The organism is Bacillus sp. CGMCC 1.60114 (genome assembly GCF_042676365.1).
Lineage (GTDB): Bacteria > Bacillota > Bacilli > Bacillales > Bacillaceae_G > Bacillus_A > Bacillus_A rhizoplanae_A.
The window spans coordinates 64135-86049 of record NZ_JBHTHG010000014.1 but is presented as its reverse complement, the minus strand read 5'-3'; the positions used below and the strand labels follow the sequence as shown (position 1 = coordinate 86049).

General features: G+C 35.8%; 25 protein-coding genes. All 25 read right to left on the bottom strand.

Translation table 11 applies throughout. The features are described from left to right. Positions 1 to 41: 41 nt before the first annotated feature. Positions 42 to 332, bottom strand: coding sequence for a hypothetical protein (locus tag ACFQZ1_RS08110; protein WP_377881681.1), 291 nt, complete (start codon positions 330 to 332; stop codon positions 42 to 44). Positions 333 to 411: 79 nt separating this feature from the next. Continuing rightward, a complete protein-coding gene (locus tag ACFQZ1_RS08105; protein WP_377881619.1) occupies positions 412 to 555 on the bottom strand; it encodes a hypothetical protein in 144 nt (47 codons plus the stop codon). A 27-nt stretch (positions 556 to 582) separates the two neighbouring features. Beyond that, positions 583 to 1068 (bottom strand): hypothetical protein, encoded by a 486-nt coding sequence (locus ACFQZ1_RS08100; protein WP_377881618.1) that lies wholly within the window; start codon positions 1066 to 1068, stop codon positions 583 to 585. 214 nt (positions 1069 to 1282) lie between these two features. After that, positions 1283 to 2017 carry a hypothetical protein gene (locus ACFQZ1_RS08095; RefSeq protein ID WP_377881616.1) on the bottom strand — a complete coding sequence of 245 codons (735 nt, stop codon included), beginning with the start codon at positions 2015 to 2017 and terminating at the stop codon, positions 1283 to 1285. Between the two features lie 252 nt (positions 2018 to 2269). After that, on the bottom strand, positions 2270 to 5146 hold the full coding sequence (locus ACFQZ1_RS08090; protein ID WP_377881615.1) for an SGNH/GDSL hydrolase family protein: 2877 nt from the start codon (positions 5144 to 5146) through the stop codon (positions 2270 to 2272). 45 nt (positions 5147 to 5191) lie between these two features. Beyond that, positions 5192 to 6313 (bottom strand): siphovirus ReqiPepy6 Gp37-like family protein, encoded by a 1122-nt coding sequence (locus ACFQZ1_RS08085; RefSeq protein ID WP_377881614.1) that lies wholly within the window; start codon positions 6311 to 6313, stop codon positions 5192 to 5194. Continuing rightward, entirely contained in the window at positions 6310 to 7215 is a 906-nt protein-coding gene (locus ACFQZ1_RS08080) for a hypothetical protein (RefSeq protein ID WP_377881613.1), read from the bottom strand. Before ACFQZ1_RS08080 ends, ACFQZ1_RS08085 begins: the two co-directional genes overlap by 4 nt. A gap of 27 nt (positions 7216 to 7242) precedes the next feature. Continuing rightward, complete coding sequence (locus ACFQZ1_RS08075) at positions 7243 to 8109, bottom strand: phage distal tail protein (RefSeq protein WP_377881612.1); 867 nt, start codon at positions 8107 to 8109, stop codon at positions 7243 to 7245. Continuing rightward, on the bottom strand, positions 8106 to 12806 hold the full coding sequence (locus tag ACFQZ1_RS08070) for a phage tail tape measure protein (RefSeq protein WP_377881611.1): 4701 nt from the start codon (positions 12804 to 12806) through the stop codon (positions 8106 to 8108). The genes ACFQZ1_RS08075 and ACFQZ1_RS08070 overlap by 4 nt, the downstream gene beginning before the upstream one ends. Positions 12807 to 12821: 15 nt before the next feature. Then, positions 12822 to 12968 carry a hypothetical protein gene (locus ACFQZ1_RS08065; protein ID WP_377881687.1) on the bottom strand — a complete coding sequence of 49 codons (147 nt, stop codon included), beginning with the start codon at positions 12966 to 12968 and terminating at the stop codon, positions 12822 to 12824. A gap of 2 nt (positions 12969 to 12970) precedes the next feature. Continuing rightward, the gene (gpG, locus tag ACFQZ1_RS08060) at positions 12971 to 13339 is read right to left on the bottom strand and encodes a phage tail assembly chaperone G (RefSeq protein ID WP_377881610.1); all 369 of its coding nucleotides are present in this window, start codon (positions 13337 to 13339) and stop codon (positions 12971 to 12973) included. A 59-nt stretch (positions 13340 to 13398) separates the two neighbouring features. Next, positions 13399 to 13959, bottom strand: coding sequence for a major tail protein (locus tag ACFQZ1_RS08055; RefSeq protein WP_377881609.1), 561 nt, complete (start codon positions 13957 to 13959; stop codon positions 13399 to 13401). Between the two features lie 13 nt (positions 13960 to 13972). Next, on the bottom strand, positions 13973 to 14335 hold the full coding sequence (gene gp17, locus ACFQZ1_RS08050) for a tail completion protein gp17 (RefSeq protein ID WP_377881607.1): 363 nt from the start codon (positions 14333 to 14335) through the stop codon (positions 13973 to 13975). Then, positions 14332 to 14766, bottom strand: coding sequence for an HK97-gp10 family putative phage morphogenesis protein (locus ACFQZ1_RS08045; protein ID WP_377881606.1), 435 nt, complete (start codon positions 14764 to 14766; stop codon positions 14332 to 14334). The genes gp17 and ACFQZ1_RS08045 overlap by 4 nt, the downstream gene beginning before the upstream one ends. Further along, the gene (locus ACFQZ1_RS08040; protein WP_377881605.1) at positions 14754 to 15101 is read right to left on the bottom strand and encodes a phage head closure protein; all 348 of its coding nucleotides are present in this window, start codon (positions 15099 to 15101) and stop codon (positions 14754 to 14756) included. Before ACFQZ1_RS08040 ends, ACFQZ1_RS08045 begins: the two co-directional genes overlap by 13 nt. Continuing rightward, positions 15098 to 15346 (bottom strand): head-tail connector protein, encoded by a 249-nt coding sequence (locus tag ACFQZ1_RS08035; protein WP_377881604.1) that lies wholly within the window; start codon positions 15344 to 15346, stop codon positions 15098 to 15100. The genes ACFQZ1_RS08040 and ACFQZ1_RS08035 overlap by 4 nt, the downstream gene beginning before the upstream one ends. 13 nt (positions 15347 to 15359) lie before the next feature. Continuing rightward, positions 15360 to 15650, bottom strand: coding sequence for a fibronectin type III domain-containing protein (locus ACFQZ1_RS08030; protein ID WP_377881680.1), 291 nt, complete (start codon positions 15648 to 15650; stop codon positions 15360 to 15362). Beyond that, positions 15637 to 16830 carry a phage major capsid protein gene (locus ACFQZ1_RS08025; RefSeq protein ID WP_377881603.1) on the bottom strand — a complete coding sequence of 398 codons (1194 nt, stop codon included), beginning with the start codon at positions 16828 to 16830 and terminating at the stop codon, positions 15637 to 15639. The genes ACFQZ1_RS08030 and ACFQZ1_RS08025 overlap by 14 nt, the downstream gene beginning before the upstream one ends. Then, complete coding sequence (locus ACFQZ1_RS08020) at positions 16827 to 17582, bottom strand: head maturation protease, ClpP-related (RefSeq protein ID WP_377881602.1); 756 nt, start codon at positions 17580 to 17582, stop codon at positions 16827 to 16829. The genes ACFQZ1_RS08025 and ACFQZ1_RS08020 overlap by 4 nt, the downstream gene beginning before the upstream one ends. Then, complete coding sequence (locus tag ACFQZ1_RS08015; protein WP_377881601.1) at positions 17560 to 18774, bottom strand: phage portal protein; 1215 nt, start codon at positions 18772 to 18774, stop codon at positions 17560 to 17562. Before ACFQZ1_RS08015 ends, ACFQZ1_RS08020 begins: the two co-directional genes overlap by 23 nt. Positions 18775 to 18800: 26 nt before the next feature. After that, a complete protein-coding gene (locus tag ACFQZ1_RS08010) occupies positions 18801 to 20579 on the bottom strand; it encodes a terminase large subunit (RefSeq protein ID WP_377881600.1) in 1779 nt (592 codons plus the stop codon). Beyond that, positions 20554 to 20880 carry a phage terminase small subunit P27 family gene (locus ACFQZ1_RS08005; protein WP_377881599.1) on the bottom strand — a complete coding sequence of 109 codons (327 nt, stop codon included), beginning with the start codon at positions 20878 to 20880 and terminating at the stop codon, positions 20554 to 20556. The genes ACFQZ1_RS08010 and ACFQZ1_RS08005 overlap by 26 nt, the downstream gene beginning before the upstream one ends. A 99-nt stretch (positions 20881 to 20979) precedes the next feature. Further along, a complete protein-coding gene (locus ACFQZ1_RS08000) occupies positions 20980 to 21324 on the bottom strand; it encodes an HNH endonuclease (RefSeq protein WP_377881598.1) in 345 nt (114 codons plus the stop codon). Between the two features lie 68 nt (positions 21325 to 21392). Further along, positions 21393 to 21545, bottom strand: coding sequence for a hypothetical protein (locus ACFQZ1_RS07995; RefSeq protein ID WP_377881597.1), 153 nt, complete (start codon positions 21543 to 21545; stop codon positions 21393 to 21395). Positions 21546 to 21552: 7 nt separating this feature from the next. Next, positions 21553 to 21780 (bottom strand): hypothetical protein, encoded by a 228-nt coding sequence (locus tag ACFQZ1_RS07990; RefSeq protein WP_377881596.1) that lies wholly within the window; start codon positions 21778 to 21780, stop codon positions 21553 to 21555. Positions 21781 to 21915: the final 135 nt, after the last annotated feature.

Here is a 21915-nt window from a genome sequence, read left to right as displayed (position 1 = left end):
AAATGTCTGAAAAACGCGGAACTCATTAAGAATTCCTTTTTTTAATTAAGCTCATTCCTATCACGTTCTAACAAATTGATTCTATGATGTGCCTGTTTTGAACTTTCTTCAATCCTTGTAACCCTCTCACCAAGTTGTTGCATTTGCTTTTCACTTGCTTTTAAATCGATTCGAATATCATCTACTCCTTTTCTGATGTATCCTAATTCAGCTTTCATCTCAGCACTCTGTTGGCCATCTGATTTTATTGCTTTTGTTCTATTCAATGAGTATCCGAAATAACCAATAACTGCTGATGCTATTGCAATAAGAACTCCGATTTCAATTGTCAATGTTACATCTCCTTTCAAAATAAAAAGAGCAGCCGTAGCCACTCTTTTGTTATTTAAGCCATATTTTGTTAAAAATATATTACTCAATTTCTAAAATAACCTTATTATCTTCCTGTTTAATCGTTATTTCATTATCAACTACACAACCACCTTCACAGGAGATAAAAACCTCACTTCCTTGATCTAATTCCATTAAATATGCAATTAAGTCTTTTACAGTCAAATTAACACCTCCTATGAAATAGATTGCTTACCCGTATACCGGAACACCGCCGATATAAGGAGGCAATCCGTTCGGGTATCTTTTAAACGAATTGGCATGATTACGGATAAAATTTTCATCATTTTTAACAACTTTCAGCCATTGTCTTGCTGATGTGATCAAATCATTACAAAATATCTTAACATCAATATTTAAAGCATCATTTATAACGTTGTTGTGAAAAACATTCGGACCTGGCTCTGCAAATATTATTCGTTTATAATTCGATTTTTCATGCTGCGTGCTTCCTTGATGTAAGAAAGAACATCTGAAATAGTAGCAATCATCAGCGGACATCATTAATTTATTTCCTACATAATTGTTATACCACTCTTTATACTTTCTTCCACTTGTTTTTCCGTCTTCTGACTGTAAAGCGGCACAAATATCAGGTATACATAAAGCTATACCTAATGACAAATGATACACTCCTGCATCTAATCCTCTTTCGATTTCATTAAATAAATCTTCCATAATTAGAACTCCTCCTTTTCCCTTATTTAGCTATTATTCTTTATAAAAAGAAGTAATCCTCTATGATAAAAGTTTTAGTTTATTGACAGGTTAGTTATATATAAATACCACTTCGTAATAAAAAGAGAGACTACTTGTCCCTCTTTGTTCTAAAAGCCGTATTTTATATAGAAAAACACCAAGCTAAATTTACCGAAATGAATTTATATGATGTTTATTTTGGTAACTCATATAAATTTGAATGAATTGCTTGTTTATTCACTTCGTACCTTTTCATAACATCATTCACAAGTTCACAAAACCAAGATGGAGCATCAGGACATACGTACACTTTTTCTATTAACTTATTAATATCAATTTTTATGTTTTTTCCTTCTTTAAAAGGAGATGGCATATCTAGTTCTGGAAAAACCGAATGTATTGCCCTTATCTCATTTTCATGTTTAAATGAGATTCTTTTGTGAACGAATGGATAAAATGCATTTCCTTCACTCATCCACTCTCTATCGAAATCAATGTAACGAACTTTTCCGATGTAAATATTTTCTTCAGTTTCTTGGAAGCTTTCGCATAGTCTCTTAAATGTTGTTTGTATAGCAATACCTTCATTTGTTTTTAAGTATAAATCCCACATCGCTGCCGATTCATATTCATTCATATGCCAACAACTTATTATAGTTCTTTCTCTTAAATTTTTACTCATAAGTTCTTTATCTCTTATGAAATTTTGAATTTGATCTTGATCTAAATGATTACCGTACACTTGGTGGGCATGGAGCCGATTAAAAATCGAATAAGCACCCTCAAATTTATCTCTAAACTTGTCTGCACGTGTAAAAAATAAAGATTTATTAGCTAATACACTTACAAACTTTGTAAAATCCATATAACGCCATACTTTAGCATCTTCATTAGTTGGTATTTCAAAAATAGAATGACTTTCGTACATAATTTTACCTCCTCTTCAAGTTTAAAGGTACTGGAGAGGGCAGTTAAAGTCAATTAAATCCCTATTTTTTACAAGTTATCAGAACAGGTTCTAATGTAACATTTAGTATCACTTTAAGTTGCTTAATTTCTAGTCATATAAGAGATTAATTCTTTTCAAATAAAATAAAAAGAGAAGCATTTCTGCTCCCCTTAATCAACTAAATTTACTTAAAGCCGTATTTCATTCAAAAGTTATATAAGACTATTCATGTCAAATCACGTTCATGTACCAACTAGCCATTGCCTTTACATATTCCATTTTCCCACTTAACCCATAATGAACAGTATCTGTTACAGTCGCTTTTTGCTCTGAACTTGTGCTTGAAACATCGGTATTACTATAATTCCAGCTCCAATCTCGACTCATATGGCACCAAATTGGTACAACGTAAATATTTGAGTATAATCCTTGGTAAGTCGCTATGTCTTTTAGTGCAACATCTAACCAATCCAAACTTTTACGCCATAATGCGTTTGATTTAGCTGCATTTGCTCGCGGTGTAATAGGTACAATACCGATTGTAACATTTGGCAAAGCTGCTTTTATTTGTTTTATCATAATTTCTAAACCTAATCTGCAGTTTGGAATAGGGTTAGCTTGAAGAGAAATGTCATTAGTACTTAATGCAATTGTGACGACATCAGGAGCTGCTATACTGTGATTCGATAAATAAGACGCGAAATCGAAAATGTAAAAGTCACCTGTTTTATCAGTATCTTGTGCATAAGATTTTTCAACAAAAGCACCTGTATTCCTAAAACACCAATCTGGATGCGCAGAATAATCACTAGAAGTCGCCAAACGTAAAAATGGATTTTGCTGGCGTGTGGTCGTTTTTCCACTTGTTGAAGGTGTTATAACAAGAGTGCTGTCAATTAAGTTACTAGCCCCAATAAATGTGCTAAACTGCCAACTACTACGTCCTTCTCCTAGTTCGCCCCCAACTTGAGAAAACGTTCCGACCATTGTTGGTTTTGTCCCAAATTCTGTTAATTTTTGACGTAATAAACTCAGTGTATCGTAGTTAGTGAGACTGTCACCAATGCCCAGTACATTAAATGTTTTCCCAACATTTTTCTCTTTTGCAACTGAATGTTTATTTATTTGTTTATAGTAAAAATTGTCCGTATCAATCTTTGGCTTTACCCCAACTTTGAAATCAGATTGTAATTCCTCTGGTTTTAATATGACATGATCTTGGAAATATCGATAATTCGGCAATCCTGTTGAATCCACATTTATTAGTGTTGTTCTAAATGACTGTTCATTTGAAATAACCGGCATTATGCTTCCTTTGTATAACGGCAAGGTTTCTCCCTCAACAAAATACATATCAGATGGTAAACACAATCTATTTTTCACTTCATCATATGTGTTTGTTTCGTCTGAAATTGAATCTACCAATTTATTAGAAAATGGTTCAAAAGCAGTTAACGCATTTCCTTTTTCTAATTGGAAAGAATCTAATAATGTATCAGGCATAGATGTTCTTAAATAACTACAGTTTGCAGGAGTTGTAAATGCACCCGTTTTTGTAGAGTCTAATCCAGAAATAAATGTTTTATTCGCGTCATAAAAAGCTAATCTATGATCAAAACTTCTGATATATTGTGTATTTGGCGAAACCGGAATATAATCACTTGCTGAGTACCCTGCATATGTTCCAAGTGTACCATTGGTATCAAGAACGTAATAACCTGCTTTCACCTTCTTTTTATTAAAAAGGTTTTTACCGGTTGTTATAAAATCCACTTTTTCTATGGTGATGCTGTTGTCTTTTAAAACCGAACCTACAATTGATGCATCTGGTATTTTTGTAGTATCAGGAGCTATGCCAGACATTTTTAGGCTATACGGCACATATGATGTAATCGTTGCTCCTTGTTCAAGTTGAAATGTATTGAGTGACGCGTTAGATATAGATGTTCTTAAATAACTACAGTTTGCAGGGGTTGTAAATGCACCCGTTTTTGTAGAGTCTAATCCAGAAATAAATGTTTTATTCGCGTCATAAAAAGCTAATCTATGATCGAAACTTCTAATGTATTGTGTATTTGCTGAAACTGGAATATAATCACTTGCCCAATATCCTGAATACGCTGTAAGCGTACCATTTGTATCACTTACATAGTAACCACTTGTCGCTGTATCTTTATTGAAAAGGTTCTTGCCTTTTATGATAAAGCTTGTTCTATCTGGCGTTACACTTCCAACCGCTGGAATAGTTCCTGTTGGGCTCTGTCCATTCATAGCATTGATTACTTCAGACTTCAAGTTTGCTAAACCTATCTTATCCCCATCATTTAATATTTTTAATAAATTTGATGGAATAGAGTTTGGCAAAATTTGAGCTACAGGATTATTGGCTTTCGATTGCGCATCGGCAGCTTGTGATTTCGCTTCATTTATAGCGGGAACAATTATTTTTGCCGTAGTTTGAAGTGCTGTAACATCTCCCAAATTAGTTTTGTTCGTTTGAGATTGGTCATAAACTTCATTGATTGAATCTGTTAACCTCAATTTTTCAGTAGTCTTTAATCCTGGCAAATTCCCAAGTTTAGAAGCAGTATCATTAGCTTTTGCTTGTGCTGATTCTGCTGTTGTTTTCGATGCAATCAGTGCTGGTACGTCTACATCTTTAAGTTGTTCCCCTGCATCAATTGCTTTTTGAATAACTCCATATTCATTTTTTGATTCGATTGTTTCATCATTCATAAGTGATTCATCAACAATAAACGTAAATGTCTGTGTAAATAATTTTTTGTTATTAGGAAATTCAATACAAACTTGTGCTACTACTGCTCCTAAACTTGCTAATGTTTGACTAGTAAGTAAAACTTGATATTTACCATTCAAAACGTTGATTGGTTGACAATCTTGAAAAACATCATTTCTATCACTTTTCCTAAAACAAATACGTACAGCTGTGGCTTCCGATAAATCGATTTCAGCTCCATTGTGTTTGATATTAATAAGTAACTTTGCACTATTCATATCACTCTGTGAATATCTTATTGCATGATAAGAACTAGAATCATTCATTGTATCTACAGTTACTTCATACGTTTTAAATATATTGTTTGCCATCGCGTATCACTCCTTTTTAAATAAAAAAAGACCTACAAAATGGTCTTAGTTTCGAATAATATTTTTCACTTGTGCAAGTTCTCTTTGTAAAAGTCTTGTTATATCCATACGTTTTGTTCCAAATGTAACTTTTAATTTTCGTTCGTTATTTTGATACGTTTCTTCCACATCAGTGACACGCGCATCCATTAAGATGCCGTTTTTGTCATCTTCACAAGTGACAATATCACCAATTGACCAGTCTTTTTCGTATTCCATTCCAGGTTTTTCAACCACGAAACAAGAAAATGACACTACTTTAGCATAATCGCTCTCAAGCTTTTGCTTCCCGCGTTCTGTAAGCATTTTTACGATTTCAGCTTCTGGTTTATCAGTCTTATCTTCTTTTTGATTACTCAAATCACGAGCGTCAATAAACACTTCTTTTCGCGCTAAACCAGTTGCTGATTCTGCTGAAACTTCGACAATTCGTCTATCATCACCCTCACCTTGACCACCAACATAAGCCGTATTTTTAAAATTTGTTGCATCTTTTTCAAATTCACGTTTAAGTACATTATCTAATTCAACAGAGAACACAATAGGTGGATATGTTGACTGATTTCGAGTTAAATTTTTACCATCGAATACTTCAAAAACAAAATGTCTTGCTTCCTCATCTAACCAAACATCCCACCCTAAGTTGGAAGCAAGAGAAATATTTTTTTGCTCTTCAGCAAGATTCTTTAAACGGCTTTCCCATTGCAAGACTGGACCACGCTTTTGATTAGCTTTCATTACGAAATTTGGGATAATACGTTCAGAATTAGCCGGATACATAATGTGCCTATCTACATAATGTTTCATAACTGTCTCGGCATCTGCATATCTTCTGTCATGAGTTGTATTTGATGGTGGTGTAATAATGCGATTCCCTAATATCTGTTTTAACTGAAACCCTTTTACAATCCTTATATCGTTTTCGTTAATACTATAGTTTATAATAATTCCTACTCTTTTTTCATCTATCAAAATAAACATATCATCAAACAATGATGTTGCATATTGAGCTGTATTAGGTACATGAAGCTCGAACTTGCCAATATCACTCCATGATCTTTCAAATGTTAGTGATTCATAATTATCAATTTCACCTATTTTTTCAAGTTGTGGTGTATATATAATCATTGTCCTGCCACCTCATTTGCCCCAACACCAACATAACTCGCGGGTATAATATGGACATTACCTGTTTTTGGTGTAATTCCTGTTTGACGTAAGTTTCCAGTCGGTTCAAGATACCAATATCCCCATGATCCATCAGCTCCGATTACCGTCAATGGAATAGTTTTGTTAGGACGAGCCCAATAATTGAAGGCAGCAACATAACGATCTGCTCCTAAATTTCCACCCATAACTTGTCCACCGATTGTACACATTCCGTTATATTGTCTAATCACACGAAGTTGCTCCCAAGGCGAATTACCTACTGTATACCAACCGTCTGAAGTAGATGCATTATATGTGTATAATGTCTTTGCATCATCTTGCTTCAAGTACATTCCCGATATCGACATCAAATCAATATATATACCTGTTGAATGCTGATTAGCAATTTGAGAGTTATCGATATACGACTTACCTGGTGTAATTGTGATAATAGCCAAAGGTATTTCAAATATTAGCCCTCCTGAAAAAACGTCATCTTCTTGTAAAAGTGGAGGTACATTCGCTCCTAATGCTCCTTTTTTAACCACTACATTTATTGACCTTTTTCCTTTTGATAAATCTAGTCGCAATACCACTTCATCGACTCGTGTCTTAGTTGCATCCGCTGGATCGTGAGTTAATACGATATTTGCATCATTGCTATACGGACGTCCCTCCACAAATGCCGCCCCAGGTTGGACAACGGTCTTCATACCACTACCTTGCGCAATTACTTTGAGCTCGTCTTTAAAACCTTTTATAATTCCACTTCCTAAAAACCAATTAAAAACACGCGCAAAATCAGTTGAATTCATGGCCCTGTCAGGTTTTCCTGTTGCTGGATCAAATTCCGAATCAAATAAAAAAGAACGCTCAGTCAAGCGTCCTCACCTCCATTTTTTATTTTTTTAAAGTCCTACAAATCTTTCTCTGAAACGAATCACCACTGTTGCACTGTCTTTTCCAGCATCAGATTCATAGTTTAATATGTTCAACCCTCTACTCAACTTAAATAATGTTGAACCTGTAGCAATCCAATTATAGGCATTTTGCTTTGTTCCATTTTCTAAAATAATTTCTACGGTTTTTTTACCATATGCCGTATTTATTACAAGCTTTTGTCCTGGTTTTAGTTCTCGTTTAACCTTAATAGATTCTTGTATTGTTTCGTTTTTAACAACTGGATTTGTACAAGGTCCATAGATTTCTATAATGCATGGAGCTTCTACATCACCATTATTAACTACTTGCTTTTTCTCGCCTTTTACTCCAAAAATAACGTCTGGAGGATAAGAAAAAGGAAAAACAAATTTAGGTTCCCAAGCTAAAAGGGGAACTTCTATATCTTTTTCGCCCTTCCAATATGGATCTGGTGTGAAAATATGAAACATTCCTTGTTGTATCGTAAGTAAATTTTCATCTTCCAACCTGTACCTCGGTAAAGATTCGATCATAATCTGATTTTGAAATGTACCATGTGGTAGGGTTACTGTAAAAGTAAACGGCCCTAATTTTGGATTCAAAATCCGATTCATATTCTTGCGTAACTGATATATCCCTTGTAATCCTGTACTCTCCATATAGAATTCAATAGGATATTGCATAGCTTTCATTGTAACAGCTCCAGTCGAAACTCCATCCTGCATATATCCCTGTGTCTGAACAATATCAGCTTGGCTGCCAGAAGGGTCAAAAGAAACTAGTACGTAAGGTGGTTGTGGCCCTATTTCAATTTTCTCTCCTAAACGATTTTCAATAACTATATTTTTGCTCACATCAATGCCCCTCCTAACATGAATGTCACTTCTTCCATTAATTTTCGCTGTTGTCTTATGACCTCAGAATTATCGCTTGTATTGAAGTTATTAATAATTTGAATAGGCTGGGACTTATTTTTTTGCATGCTACTTACTTCATTAGCTGGTGCTGCTTGACGTGTATTTGAATTGTCCAACAGTATTTTTCTCCATTGCCCTAAGTCCACATCAGCTTTTGAAAATCCATCAAAACTAGCTAATTGTTTTTTGATACTTTGCATCTTATCCTGTAAATTACGAATAAGATTGTCATCTGTTAAAGCTGAACCAAAATACTTTGATAATGGATCGTCACCTTTAAAATTAAACATTTCACTAGCCTTAATTGTGCGAATTCCACCCATTGCTTCTGAAACAGTATCTTGTACAGCATCTTTTACAACAGAAAGTTGACTCTTGATTCCTGTCGCAAGACCTTGCGCCATACGAACTCCTGCAAATGTGTGCTCGTTTGTATTTAACGTATCAACAAGAGCATCATTAGCTTGTAACGCAAGTGAACGACTCTCTTTTTCAGACATAAACGCTGATTTTTTTATACCTAAAGCAAAACCTTCACCGAATGGTAAACCAGCTTGATCTCGTGTCAAACGAGATGGTGAGTTTACATTTAAAGCGTCTTTTAAAGCATTAAATGCTGTTTGTGCTAGTGAAGCCGCCCTTGCACGTACAGCATCCCAAGCCTGATCCATTCCACTAGCAAACCCTTTACCGAATGCTGTACCTACAGAATCGGCTGTAATAGCTGCAAGACCGTCTTTACCACCGCCAGCAACATAAGAACCGCTTCCCTGTGCTGCACTGTATTTAGAATTTAAACCACTTGCAAATTGACCACCAGCTTTTGCACCGCCGCCTCCATCTGTAGCACTACCAAGTACGCCTTCAACCCCAAATTTCACGCCACTTGCTGCGCCTTCTGCACTGCCCCTATTACCTTCTATTTTCTGTTTAAATAATGAAATAGAATTTGATCCGCCATTTCCATCAGTAGTTGAGCCTAGTTTGTTTTCTATATTCTGTTTTACTTCACCTGCGGCTTGAACTGGCTGATCTCCTGTTTGACGAATTCCGGACGCTGCAGTACTTGGAATTTGTGCACCTTGCTGTGTAGCATCAACGTTTGTTTTTTGTACAACCATCTGTCGAATTACTTCAAGTGCTGTATCTATGTTGATTTGACCATTTTGCAAACCTTGTACAAGAGAGTTTGCTGTATACTGTCCATTGGCTCCTAAATCATATTTTGTTTGATCATCAAGTGTTATTCCTAACTTATTGAATACATCCTGTACACCGATGAACCCCATCTCCATACCCGTTTTCAACGTAGACATGATTTTGGTTCCATCTTGAGATAAATCGGTTGCTGTTAATTTCGATAAATGTTGCTGAAAGAAAATAAACACAGCGTCAATTCCAACTGTGCCTTCTTTTAAACCATTTACAAATTGCGTTGTGGTCATTTTACCGATTGGTCCTAAATCAATCTCTAAATTCTTCTTGAGATCAAGATTTAGTTTTGCGGCAATATCCGTAACATTTAGTTGTTTCAATCCTTCCGCAAAAGAAGTCATTACCTGAATACCTTCTGTGGTCAGTGGTTTATTTCCCATTTCTACACGCATTGTATTGATAAGAGCAACTGCTACATCTTGCACCTTATATTTACCTGACTTAATGCCATCCACAAATTCATCGACTTTAACAACGCCTTTTTCACCAAGGTTAACCGCTTTTGTACCATCTTCAAGCGCATAAGCAATATCAGTACCGACTTGTACAGCTTTGTCCCGTGTGGACTGGAATAATGTTTCATACACACTTGATGAATTGGCGATAAGGGATTCACCATATTCTTTTACTTGATCGGCACTCTTTTTACGTATATCTGATTCTTTTTGAGCCCTTTCTTCAAATCGCTTAAATAAATTTTCATTTTTGCCTTCGATAATTTCGGAATTCTTAACATACTCACTAAAGCCTCTACCTTGCACTGTGATCTTTTCAGCTTCGGCTTTCGTCATTCCGGTTGTTAAATCCATTTCAATGCCTTTTGCTTTTAGCACTTCTTGTGCTTGTTGCATCTGCTGTTTATAACCTTCTGTAAGAAGTACAGACTGCTCAGAGTATTTTTTATTAATCTGAGCAATAGCAATCTTTTGTCCTTCTGTATCAGTTATCTTACTTTTTGCAAACTCTATTTCTTTTTGTCTAGCTTTATCCAACTCATTTGTGAGATTTGTATACTCTGAACCTAAATCTTTTACTTTCCCTTGAATCGTTTCAACAGAAGTGTTTTTGTTGAAATTGTCCATTGCCTTGCCGATTTTTTGGATTTCTTCCACACTTTTCGAAGCTGCTTTTCCAATTTCACCGTCAATAGATTTTAAAGCTGTAAGGAATACGGATTTATCAGCTGCACTCATTTTATAGATTTGGCCGTTATATTGTGTTAAAAGACTCTGTATCTTCTCATTTGCCTTAATAACAGCTTCTTCTTGCGCCTTGAAGACTTCCATTTGGTCATTAACGATTTTATCTTTTGCGCGTAATACAGCTGGGTCTGATTCACCAGCAAACCAACTATCCAGGTGCGCTTGGAATTTACCTTTATCCGCGTTAATCGCTTTAATTGCTTCATCAGCAAGCTTTCCAAATTCCTCATGAGCACGTTGCACAGCTTCTTTTGCTTTTTCACCTGTCATAACAGGTATTTCATCTAAAGTTTTAAATGCTTGTTCTTTTAAAGTTACATATCCATCAAGCGCTTTTTTAGTGCTTTCACTTACACCGTCGCCAAAACGTTTGTTATCTTGCTCTGCCTTCTCCATTTTCTTGCCTAGATCAGTGACCGCGATTCCTAAAGCACCAACACCAATTACTGCTGCTCCAATTGTCGCAACAAGTGGATTTGCAAGGATTGCTCCAATACCCATAGCAACAAAACCTAATGCGCTGGCCAACCCTAAGGCTACTGGAGTTAATAACAAGGCTGTACCGTATACCTTTTTACTTCCGTCATCTAAATTGTTAAACCAATCAGCTGCACCTTTAACCGATTCCTTCAGCTCTGGTATTACTTGTTTAGCGATATCGATTATGACCTTACCAAGTGGCTCTAAAGCAAGTTGCATTTCACGAGTGATGGATTTCCATTCTTTTGCACTTGTATCATATCCATCAACCATTTTATCCATTGCACCGCTATAATCTCCAAGACCTGTTTCCATATTGTTTAAGGAAAGCATGGTGGTCTTTTCAAGGTCTTCCCATTTCGTGCCGAAAAGTCCTACCCCAACTTGGTTTACCTTGATTTGGTCATCGGTTGTCTTTAATTCATTCAGAACAGCATTGAAAACATCCTTTACCGTCCCTTTTCCTTCTAAGAAATTCTTCCAAACTTTTTGAGTGCCTTCTGATAATTGACTCATGGCATCATTCGTGCTCTTACTACCATCTTTCACGCGAATCTGGAACTCTTTCACAACATCGTTCACGTAATCAAGATTATAGGCGCCATTCTGAGAGCCATTTATGAGAATGGTAAACATCTCTTCTGCGCTAAATCCCATCTCGTTGAATAAAGGCCCATATTCACTCAGGTTATCAAATAACTCGTTTGAATAGTTCAATCCTTTAGCTGATCCCTGCGCCAACAAGTCAAATGCTTCTTTACTTGATAGGCCGAATCGCCCCATTAATTGATTCGCGCCACGTGTAACTTCATTCACATCAGATTCCATTGTTTCAGCTAAAATCTGACTATCTCTTGTTACTTGTTTTAATGTTTCATCATCGTTAATATCTTTTATATTGCGCTTTACTTTAACTAAAGAGTCACTCACGCTTTCTAAGTCTTCGCCGTATCCTTCGCGCCATACCTCTTTTGCTACAGCACTAACCTTTAGGCTCTCTTCCTTCGTCAAACCAAGACCTGACTGGACTTTCTTATTCGCTTCTTCGAACTGGGCTGCATTAACGGCAATTAGTCCAATACCAGCTGCTACTCCTGCTGCCGCTGCACCAAATCCTTGTCCAATTTTAGCGCCCTTGTCTTGCAAAGTATCGCCAATCTCGGTCATTCTTTCACGCAAGCGCTCAGAAACATTATTTAACTCAACGATTCGTTCTTGTGTGTCTCCTAACTCATTCCGAAAGCGATGAAGGCTAGCTTGTGCATTATTATAAGCAATTGTATTTCGTTCAACTGTGGCATTTAATCGCTGCAATGCTTGTGATCCTTGTGCATATTCTTGTTGCAATTGTTTATATTTTTCTTTCAACTGCTGAGTTTCTTGTGAATTTTGACCATATGTTTGCGTACTTTGCTGGATTTCTTGTTCTAATTGTTGCATCGATGTAGCTAAGCTTTCGCACGATTGGCGCATTTCTTGTTGTTTTTGCTTCGATGAAGCTAACTTTTGCTCATACTGTTGTACTTTTTTACCCTGTAACTCTATTTTTTCGCTGAGATGTGATGCTTTATTCTGTAATTGATCCATCTCAGATCCAACACCTTTTAATTGCTCTGAGGTATTTCTAAACTCAGAATCAAGCATGCGCAAACTTCTATTTACACCAGCAATACCATTTTCAAATCCATCTGTCTCTAATACGACTCTTCCACCAATTGTGCCTTCACCCATTGTCACGTCTCTCACCTACCTTTATAGCCAGCTTGGCGCTTGGTTTGCTGTTGTAATTCGATTCGCTTTTTCTTTCCTTGTTAAACAGGTAAAGTAAAACGCAATATCCATTTCATTTATTTCTGTTTGTGTCATACCTGCATCCATTAATAGATTATAAAAATCCATAACTATTTCACTGTAGCTGATTTCTTCCTTTTGGGATTTCTTATTTGTTCCATCATCTTTTTTTTGGATTCTTCAACCTTATTCATCATCTTTAATGCTTCTTCTAACCGCCCTAAAACAGTAGCGCATACAGAATAAATTGTGATTGTTAAAAACCATACGTGCGTTCCATCGATAAATTCATCAACCGTAAATTTATTTCCGTACAAACGACAAACAAAGTCAGCTGCCTTTTTAATCATATCTTCGGGAACAAAATCTTTTTCTAATTCAGGAATCAGCCTAGATGCTTCAAATGTCATAGAACCTGGAATATGTTCTGGTAAAAAGAAATCCTTTTCACATTCTGGTGTTTGTAATGTAATTTTCATAACGTTCTCCTCCTAGCATTAAAATAGGGACGGCGATATGCCATCCCTTACTCTCTCTATTAAACTGCTACTGGTGGGCTTGGTACAGTTTTAAACCAGTTTGCTGCAACTGCTGCATCAAAGCCTGGTTCCGTTTCATCTAGTCGATGTCTCCAATTACCATCAGCACGTTGAAGTGCTTTTCCTTTGATTTTTGCTGATTGGAAGTTCGGTTTATCCTCTGCTGTTTTATGCTCATCGGACGGAATCTCAAACTTCATTTTGTAATAGCAAACATATAAATTTTTACCGTCATCGTATGGCAAACGATATAATAAAGCTACATATGGAGCGATATCATTTACATTATCAACGACTTGCCCTTTCACAACTTTCTTACCTAATAATTCAGCGTAAGTAGATAAAGAAAGATTGTCTGTTTCTAACTCAATCTCTACTCCACCGAACGCGGAAGCTGTTGCTCTTGGTCCACCTTCCGCGTAAAAAGTTACCGAATCAGATTTCGGAGATGCTTTACCACTGACCGTTAAACCAAGTCGTTTAATTGGCCCGTATGAATATTTACCATCTGGTGTTTCAGTTAATGTCGCATAATGCAAATCTCTAAAATCGATAATCATCTTTTTTCCTCCTTTATGTGGTGGTTTCCGTTACAAAGCGAAAGCCATATCGATAAATTTTTGTATCCTGTTCGTAATCCGGAAATGTACTTAAACGCTGAAAAGACAGCTTTTTCATAGCTGCCTGCACTGCATTTTTTAATTGATGTTTAATAGGTGACATGGACCATATATCCACTTGATACATAATAACGGATGTTTTTTCCGTGTTTTCGACATAAAAGCCTGGTGTATCACCTAATTCCGAAAAAGTGATCCATATATTTGTTTGGTCATTTCCTTTCACAAACTGATAGATGAACTCCCCACCAAGTTCTGTTTTAATAACTTGATTTGTTCGTAAAATATCGAATACCTCTTTATTAAAATTCCTCATCTTGTTATCGCATCCATGAAAGCCCTATTCATTGCGGCCAACACCTCTTTTTCAACCTCAAGGATTGTTTTTTCCACAAATCCTTTATGTGGTGGGTTTGGTTTTTTACTAGTTCCCCAGTTTTGGAACTTCATATAAAAATGCGGAGAACGATCAGCTTTATCCCAACCAACTTCGATAGAATACATACTGCCCTTTTTCACAATCTTCCCTTTTTTTATTGCATCTTTTGCGTGTTTTCCATCTCGCCACGATTGGTTTATTGTTGGTTGTTGCGGTTCTGGACCAACAGGAGAATTTGCTTCTAACCTATCATCAAAAACTTCTGCTCCTGCTTGTAATGCATCCTTTGTAATTTTATTTACATTTTTCCCTAAGTCTTCTAATTGCCTAATCCACTGATCAACCCCGAAAACCTCTATTCCTGCCAATTAGATCGCTCCTCACAGATAAGGCAAATTTCTTTATGCTGTTCATCGATATCAATAGCCGACTTAATTTCAAATAGTCGCCCTTTATATCGTACACGCATTGCAGAAGTGATTCCTTCTCTGTATCGAATAGTGAAATTTATTAGTTTAATAACAAACTCCGCATTTCCTTGAAATGTTTCTGATCTAAAACCGGAACCGAATGGTGTTTGAGGTTTAGCCCAAACTGTAGCAAATTCTTTCCATTCGGCAGGAATTGTATTTGCTTCTTCGTCTTTTGTCTCGGATGTTTTATGTTCAATTACAATACGTTTATTCCACTTGGCTAGAGTCATGATTCTTCACCTTTGTATTTCATTTGTAAGATATTAGTTTGTAAAGTGTTTTCTAGTTTGGCGTATGAATCTGGATCATACTGTAGGGCTACATAAATCAGTACAGACAAGCGATATAGAGCAGAATCTCTTTCTTGGACCCCAGCACCTTTAAGAGATTCTTTTGCAGAATCAATTAAAAGAGTGAGGTTTATATCATCCTCACTCCCATCAATTCGCAAAAATCCTTTTACCTGTTCTAACATCTCAACACCTCACCTACGTTCCAGATGCAGACGTTGTTGCTGATAATTCAGCGCTTAATGATGATTCTAAACTATTATTTCCAACGGCTTTTACTTGATATTTATAAGTTGTACTTCCGGTTAATCCAGTATCCTTATAAGTTGCTGTTGTTGATGTTCCTACTTTGTTTCCATTTCTGAATATCTGATATTCTTTAATACCCCCATCATATACAACAGGAGACCAACTAATGTTAGTGGTTGTTACTGTAGTAGAGTCAGCTTTTAATCCTGTTGGTGCTTGGGGAGGATTAGGGTGTAGCAACTTTCGCAATACGGAACGCTGATTTTAGCTTAATTTGATGATCTAACCAAGCTGTCACAACAAATTGTTCGATACCTGTTTTTACATCTTTGTCGCGATCATAGAGCGCATCTAGATCATAGTTAAAATGAGAATAATAAAAATCACCAACTACTGGGTCAACTGCTGAATCACAAAACTCTACTGGTTTACCAAGCACTTGTTCAGGTTGAGCTGCATATAGAGTTGCATTTCCATTTGCAAGAACTTCAATAATATCTGAGTAATCAATATAGCGCATATAAATTACTGCATTTTCTCGGTAATCTTCATGCAAATCAGCAATAGCTGCTTTAATTGCTTTATATTTATTTTCTGCCTTTACTTCTTTTACTCCAGCTTTATAAAAAGACATATGCTCTTCTCCAGTTTTTGGAGTAGTAGTAAATGCCACTTTCTTTTCTTTCGCTGCTACACCAGATTGCAACGCATTTTCAACATAGGATACAAGGTTTGCATCTGAACCATTCAGAACTGTTTCAGAAATCCCTGCAAATACTTTAAATTTATATCGGCCGAATGAAACAACATCTCCAGTCGCCTTCAATTCTTTTGCTGTATCTGTATCAGCAATAAAATCATCATCATCTAATGTGAAATTTAATTTTGGAATTTCTAGGTTGGTGATTTGTGTAATTACTGAACGATTTCTCAATGGATTTTTTACAGTTGGTTCAACTAAAATATCTGTCGATACTGTTTTCGGTAAGAATTTGTTACCACCAGTTGCATTGTTGTCACCTAATACTTGACGTACATCTGATGTGATTGCTTTTTGTCGCATAGTTGCACGAATTAATTCTGCCTTTGCTGCAACTACTTTTTGGTTTGGATCTTCAATACCGTTAATTCCTTGTTGAGAATGAAATTTCGCCTTTTGCTCTGCTTCCATAGCATCGTGTTGCTCTCTGATTACATTAAAACGCATTTGTAAATCTTGTTTTGATTTTTGTAAAGCTTGAATATCCTCCATTGTAGCCGTTGTATCAATGGCCTTCTGGGCAAGTTCTCCCTCTACTTTTTGTAATTGTTGACCAATAGTAGATAAATTTTGTTTTAGTTCAAATAAAGTGTTACTTGAAAAATACTGAAAATTACCGATAGATAATCTAAATGGTTTTGCTTGTTTTTCAAATTTCATGAGTGAATTCCTCCTAAAATAGAATTTATATACTCCGCATTAGCTCTCGCTTCTTCAGCAATTTTTTGACGTTTAGCCATTTCTTCAGCGGAAAGTGCTTGTTGCGTTCCAGTAATGAATTGTTGGGGAATGTTTTTATATTCCTTCAACAGATTTTCACTAATAGAAGCAACTGCTTGATTTGCCTCAATCACTTCATCACAAAGTCCATAAGAAAGAGCTTCCTCAGCCGACAACCATGTTTCAGCGTCAAGAAGCTCATTTAATTTTTCTTCTGTTAACTTATCACCAGCACGATCTAAATAAATCATACAGCTAGATTTACTGATTTTTTCCACATCATCAGCGGCTTTTCTTAATTGCTGTGCATTTCCAGATGCATATGTCCAAGCATGATGAATCATCAGCATTGAATTCTTATGCATATAAATTTTGTCCCCACACATGGCAATTACAGATGCAATTGAAGCTGCTAAAGCATCAATATATACGATGACTTTTGCTTTATGCATTTTAAGCATGTTTGAAATAGTGATACCTTCAAACACACTTCCACCAGGAGAATTAATGTGGAGGTTAATTGTATCCACATTTTCTAAATCGTCTAGTTCCTGCTTGAATAGTGTTGAAGATATCTCCCCATACTCTTCCCAAGCATATTTAGTAACTTCTCCATAAATAAAAATATCCGCTGAGCTATTATTTGCGGCCATTTTCATTTCCCAAAATTTATTCTTTTGTTTGTTTCCCACTATCACTCACCCCCTTTCGTTGAGCTGGGTCCATATCAATTGGATATAAATCACCACTCACCCAAAGTTTCGAAGCGTTACCACCTACAGGTGGCTCATCTTCTTTTTGACGAACATCGTCTTGTGATAACCATCCACTTCTAATTGCTGCTTGATAATATGCAGTTCTTGAAGCCATATCACCTCTTAATAGACCGCCAAGATTAAACTTAAAGTAATAACCATCTTTTCTTTCTGCTGGATTTAGCAATTTCCTATTCAATTCTTGTTCATATTGCCTTACTATAGGTGTCAAAGTCATTTGAACAAATTGAATCATCAGTTGCTCATTACTCCCATAGCTTTGTCCTTCTGTATCGTTTAAAAAAGAAACAGGGACATTAAAAACGTTGGCCACCCTTGAACGAGTAATCCGTTCTGATGCCAACGTATCTGATGCAAAATATTTTCTTTCAATATCCGTAACCGTTACACCCGGTTCTTGGAACAAAATACCGCCATTTTCTGCATAAAACCTTTTAAAATCATCAATAATTCGCTGTCTTTGATCACCGTCCACATTTGCACCGTATTGTAAAATGAAACTATCTTTCTTTTTCATTTCTGACAAACTAAATTCTTGTACTGCCTTATCGTATTCTAATGTATTTTTCAACACATTTATCGGACTAATTCCTGACCATCTTGAAACTCCTGTGATGTGCTTAACATGGAACATGTTCATGTTGTGTATATAATATGTGCCATCAATTCCGCGAACTTCATACCACAAATTGTTGTCGTCTGTGTTTAAAAAAGGCGTTACATAAGTTGAATCAATAGGAACTAATGCTTCTGGTTGCATACGAATATCACGCATAATTGCCGCATATCCATTTCCAGTTTCATTTCTAGAAACTTCAATTTTGTTTATCCATTCAAATCCTGTCATGTTTGAATTCGGATTGTTAATTATAACGTCAGCTGCTTGATTTAGGACCATATCATAATTTTTATAAAGTTTTAATGGTAAAGAAGACATTGTATTCGCTAATCGACTAATTACACTAAATATTGTTTCATTTGTAGTTAATTTTGTATTGTCAATACCCCAAAAATTCCTGCCAAACCATGAAGAAAAGTCGAATCCAGCACCTTTCCATCCAGCTGCCGCGCCTTTTGCTGCTGCTCTAATGCGATTTAACCATTTCAATTTCTCACCACCTCTCTATTTCCAATTTAATTAAATAAATCATTTACAGATATAAATTTAATATTCCCATTACCTTTTGGTTGAGATAATAAAGGAATTACCTCTGTATGAGCATTCAAAAACGCTGCAAAACCATCGATTTTTCGATATTTGCTTTGTTTTGACGGCAAAAAATTACCATTTCTGTCTTCAACAAGCTTCACGTTATTCATATACCAGCGTAAAAGACGATTCTTATTACTAATCACTTTTCCATCCAGTAATAGTTCTTTTATGTCTTTAAGCGCTGGGCTTAATGTTAAATGCCCTTGACGAACTGCCTCTGTTTCAAATCCATATGTTTTTAAATCTTCGTTTAAACGATAAGCATTTGCTGGATCATAGGTGATTTTCTTTATAAAATATTGCTTAGATTTCTCTACAAACCAGTCATACACATACTCATATTTCACATATTCACCTGGAATGATTGTCAGCCACCCTTTTTTCACAAATTCTTTAAAATCGATACTCTCATTGTCCCTATCCACTTTTGCTTGTGGAACCCAACTATGAGATAAAACGAAAACATTTCCATCTTCCAAAGGAAATTCCAAGCAAGCGCTAGTAAAATCCTCTGTAGCTGACAAATCATATCCTGCCACACATTCTTTCCCTTTTAATAACTCAATATCAATGTCTTTTTCGTTTCTCTTCAATATTTCAATTCCTACAAATGACATTTCGTCATTGTCTACGAAAATATTAAACTGTTTAGTAATCCAGTCATTCTTTTCTGCTTCTGTATGTTTGTCTGTATTCCAATCATCAATAAGAGATGGAAGATCCAATGAAACCCCAACATTAGGGTTTGCTTTAATCCACAATTCCGGATTCTCAATTTCATCCACACTGTCCATTTCAGCCATGAAATAGAACTTTCTGTCTTGATCAATAACACCTTCCAAAACATCAGTTGCAACTTCATAGTATTGTACAAGTGGTCCCTCAAGTTGATATCCAGCTGTCGTAATATATACAATAAGTGGCTGCTTTCTTGCGCCACGCGATTTCTTAATAACATTTATCAACTTAAAGTTCTTAAATTCATGTATTTCATCAAAAATACCAAGATGTGTGTTTAATCCATCTAACTTTTTACTATCAGATGCCCGTGGTTCAATTTTAGATTGTGTTTTATCGTAGAAAATGCCTTTTTGATTTTCTCGTAAATGCTTTCTAAGCTGCGGTGATTTTTGAACCATAGCTCGACTCTCATCAAAAAGCTCTCCTGCTTGTTGCTTTGTATTTGCTAAAACATAAACACGAGCACCTGGTTCATTATCTTTAGAAACTGAAAAGTTAGATAAACCCGAAATCATCGTTGTTTTTCCGTTTTTACGACTAATAAAAATAAGGCCCTCACGAAAGCGCCTGTATCCAGTATCTTTATGAACCCAACCATATAATGAGCCAATAACAAAATGCTGCCACGGTTGAAGTACTAAACTTTGATAATCCCCTTTAGATGGCCGACAAAATTTTTCGATATATCGGATTGGTCGATGAGCCTTTTCCTCATCAAATATCCACGGAAAATCTTCAGTTCCTTGCTTTTTTAAATCATCAAAGTGCCGTTGACAAGCTAAAATGTTTTTCTTACTTGCTATAATGTTTCCTTTCACAACTTGTTCAGCATACCAAGTTGTTAGTAAATCAGACGAAGAATTTTCAAGAATAAAACCATTTCTCACCTGATCTGAGCGCCATTTTTTATACCATTTTGCTATTTCTGAAGGCTTAGAATTCGTCGAAATCGTCGTCATCATTACCTGTAGTATTACTATTTAATTTTTTTCTTTGTGCTGGCGTCAGACCTAAAGATTTAAGTAAATTATTTAAAGTTTGTACCGTCTTAGTTAGTTCAATAGAGAGGGGATTCTTCACAAGATTTGTAGCCCCAGCTTTATTTGTATACTCAAACATCAAATCTGTAGTCTTAATTTCCTTTTGTAAACGGCGGTAAAATTGGTGCGTTTCCACATAAAGTTTTATCAACTCTTCATCTGATCCTTTGTAATCTTCACCTAAGTATTCCCTTAAAATTTTTGCTGTTGGAACTGCCATTTTGAGTTACCCCCCTTTCATGAAAAAATTACTCGCGGTACAAACGAAGGACCCCGCCGGTCTTCCGGCCCCTAACAAAAAACTTTGAGGATAGGGGGGCTATATCATTTCCTTGTTAGCCATCGACTTAATAACTGGAATCCTTTGTTTTTTCTTTTTCTTATTCTTTCCACTACCCTTTTCAGGATGTTCTTTGTTATGACATGCATTACACAAGCTGATTAAGTTATCTAATACTAATGATAGCTCTGGATGATCTTCACGTTCTTTTATGTGATGAACCATGACCGCTGAAGTAATGTCATCTCGTTTAAAACATTCTTGGCAAAGGTGGTTGTCCCTTATTAACGCTAGACTCCTACATCTTTTCCAAGCATCACTATTATAAAAACGTTTTGCTTCTTTGTTACGCTGGTACTTGTCGTATTGTTTATGGTTTGTCATTTGTATTCATCCTTTTTATTAAACAACTTAGCAATATAAAATGAAGCAAGGATACTCCAGAAAGGTGTTTAGCAAACAATAATTACAAGCGACATCATGAATGTAGCTATTAGATGTTCATCATCATCCTTATTCTGTTGTGCAACCTTTCTTGCATTTGGATACATAGTAATAGAAACATAGATCATACCTACAATAAGATACGAAAATATCCATAACATCTATAGATCACCCCCAAGTAAAAGTCACACATTCTTTTATTCTATCTAGTAGTTCATTATGAGTAAGCTCTTTATATTCATCGAACTTTAAATTCAAAACACCAGATAGTACATTGCTCTTTTTATGCAATGTATATTTAATACCAACATTAGTAGGCTGTCCTTCACCAATTGAACATCCATCAGAATAGAGTTCCACATGTTCAAACAATATACTATCCATCTGAATAAACATCTTCCGTTCACTCCCCACTTCCTTCACTTAATCTCATCATAATGAATAAACCAATTATTATAATGAATGTAGAAATTATAGCGCCAACGCTATAACCAATGAAGAAGCTTAACCAACCCATCCCCTCACTCCTTA

What these genes read in the sequence shown, in the direction of transcription:
- ACFQZ1_RS08095 (WP_377881616.1), bottom strand. Translation starts at nt 2,017, where the DNA reads ATGTACGAAAGTCATTCTATTTTTGAAATACCAACTAATGAAGATGCT.
- ACFQZ1_RS08090 (WP_377881615.1), bottom strand. Translation starts at nt 5,146, where the DNA reads ATGGCAAACAATATATTTAAAACGTATGAAGTAACTGTAGATACAATG.
- ACFQZ1_RS08040 (WP_377881605.1), bottom strand. Translation starts at nt 15,101, where the DNA reads ATGACTCTAGCCAAGTGGAATAAACGTATTGTAATTGAACATAAAACA.
- ACFQZ1_RS08000 (WP_377881598.1), bottom strand. Translation starts at nt 21,324, where the DNA reads ATGACAAACCATAAACAATACGACAAGTACCAGCGTAACAAAGAAGCA.
- ACFQZ1_RS08100 (WP_377881618.1), bottom strand. Translation starts at nt 1,068, where the DNA reads ATGGAAGATTTATTTAATGAAATCGAAAGAGGATTAGATGCAGGAGTG.
- ACFQZ1_RS07995 (WP_377881597.1), bottom strand. Translation starts at nt 21,545, where the DNA reads ATGTTATGGATATTTTCGTATCTTATTGTAGGTATGATCTATGTTTCT.
- ACFQZ1_RS08055 (WP_377881609.1), bottom strand. Translation starts at nt 13,959, where the DNA reads ATGATTATCGATTTTAGAGATTTGCATTATGCGACATTAACTGAAACA.
- ACFQZ1_RS08065 (WP_377881687.1), bottom strand. Translation starts at nt 12,968, where the DNA reads ATGGATTTTTATAATCTATTAATGGATGCAGGTATGACACAAACAGAA.
- ACFQZ1_RS07990 (WP_377881596.1), bottom strand. Translation starts at nt 21,780, where the DNA reads ATGTTTATTCAGATGGATAGTATATTGTTTGAACATGTGGAACTCTAT.
- ACFQZ1_RS08005 (WP_377881599.1), bottom strand. Translation starts at nt 20,880, where the DNA reads ATGGCAGTTCCAACAGCAAAAATTTTAAGGGAATACTTAGGTGAAGAT.
- ACFQZ1_RS08010 (WP_377881600.1), bottom strand. Translation starts at nt 20,579, where the DNA reads ATGACGACGATTTCGACGAATTCTAAGCCTTCAGAAATAGCAAAATGG.
- ACFQZ1_RS08025 (WP_377881603.1), bottom strand. Translation starts at nt 16,830, where the DNA reads ATGAAATTTGAAAAACAAGCAAAACCATTTAGATTATCTATCGGTAAT.
- ACFQZ1_RS08085 (WP_377881614.1), bottom strand. Translation starts at nt 6,313, where the DNA reads ATGATTATATATACACCACAACTTGAAAAAATAGGTGAAATTGATAAT.
- gpG (WP_377881610.1), bottom strand. Translation starts at nt 13,339, where the DNA reads ATGAAAATTACATTACAAACACCAGAATGTGAAAAGGATTTCTTTTTA.
- gp17 (WP_377881607.1), bottom strand. Translation starts at nt 14,335, where the DNA reads ATGAGGAATTTTAATAAAGAGGTATTCGATATTTTACGAACAAATCAA.
- ACFQZ1_RS08035 (WP_377881604.1), bottom strand. Translation starts at nt 15,346, where the DNA reads ATGTTAGAACAGGTAAAAGGATTTTTGCGAATTGATGGGAGTGAGGAT.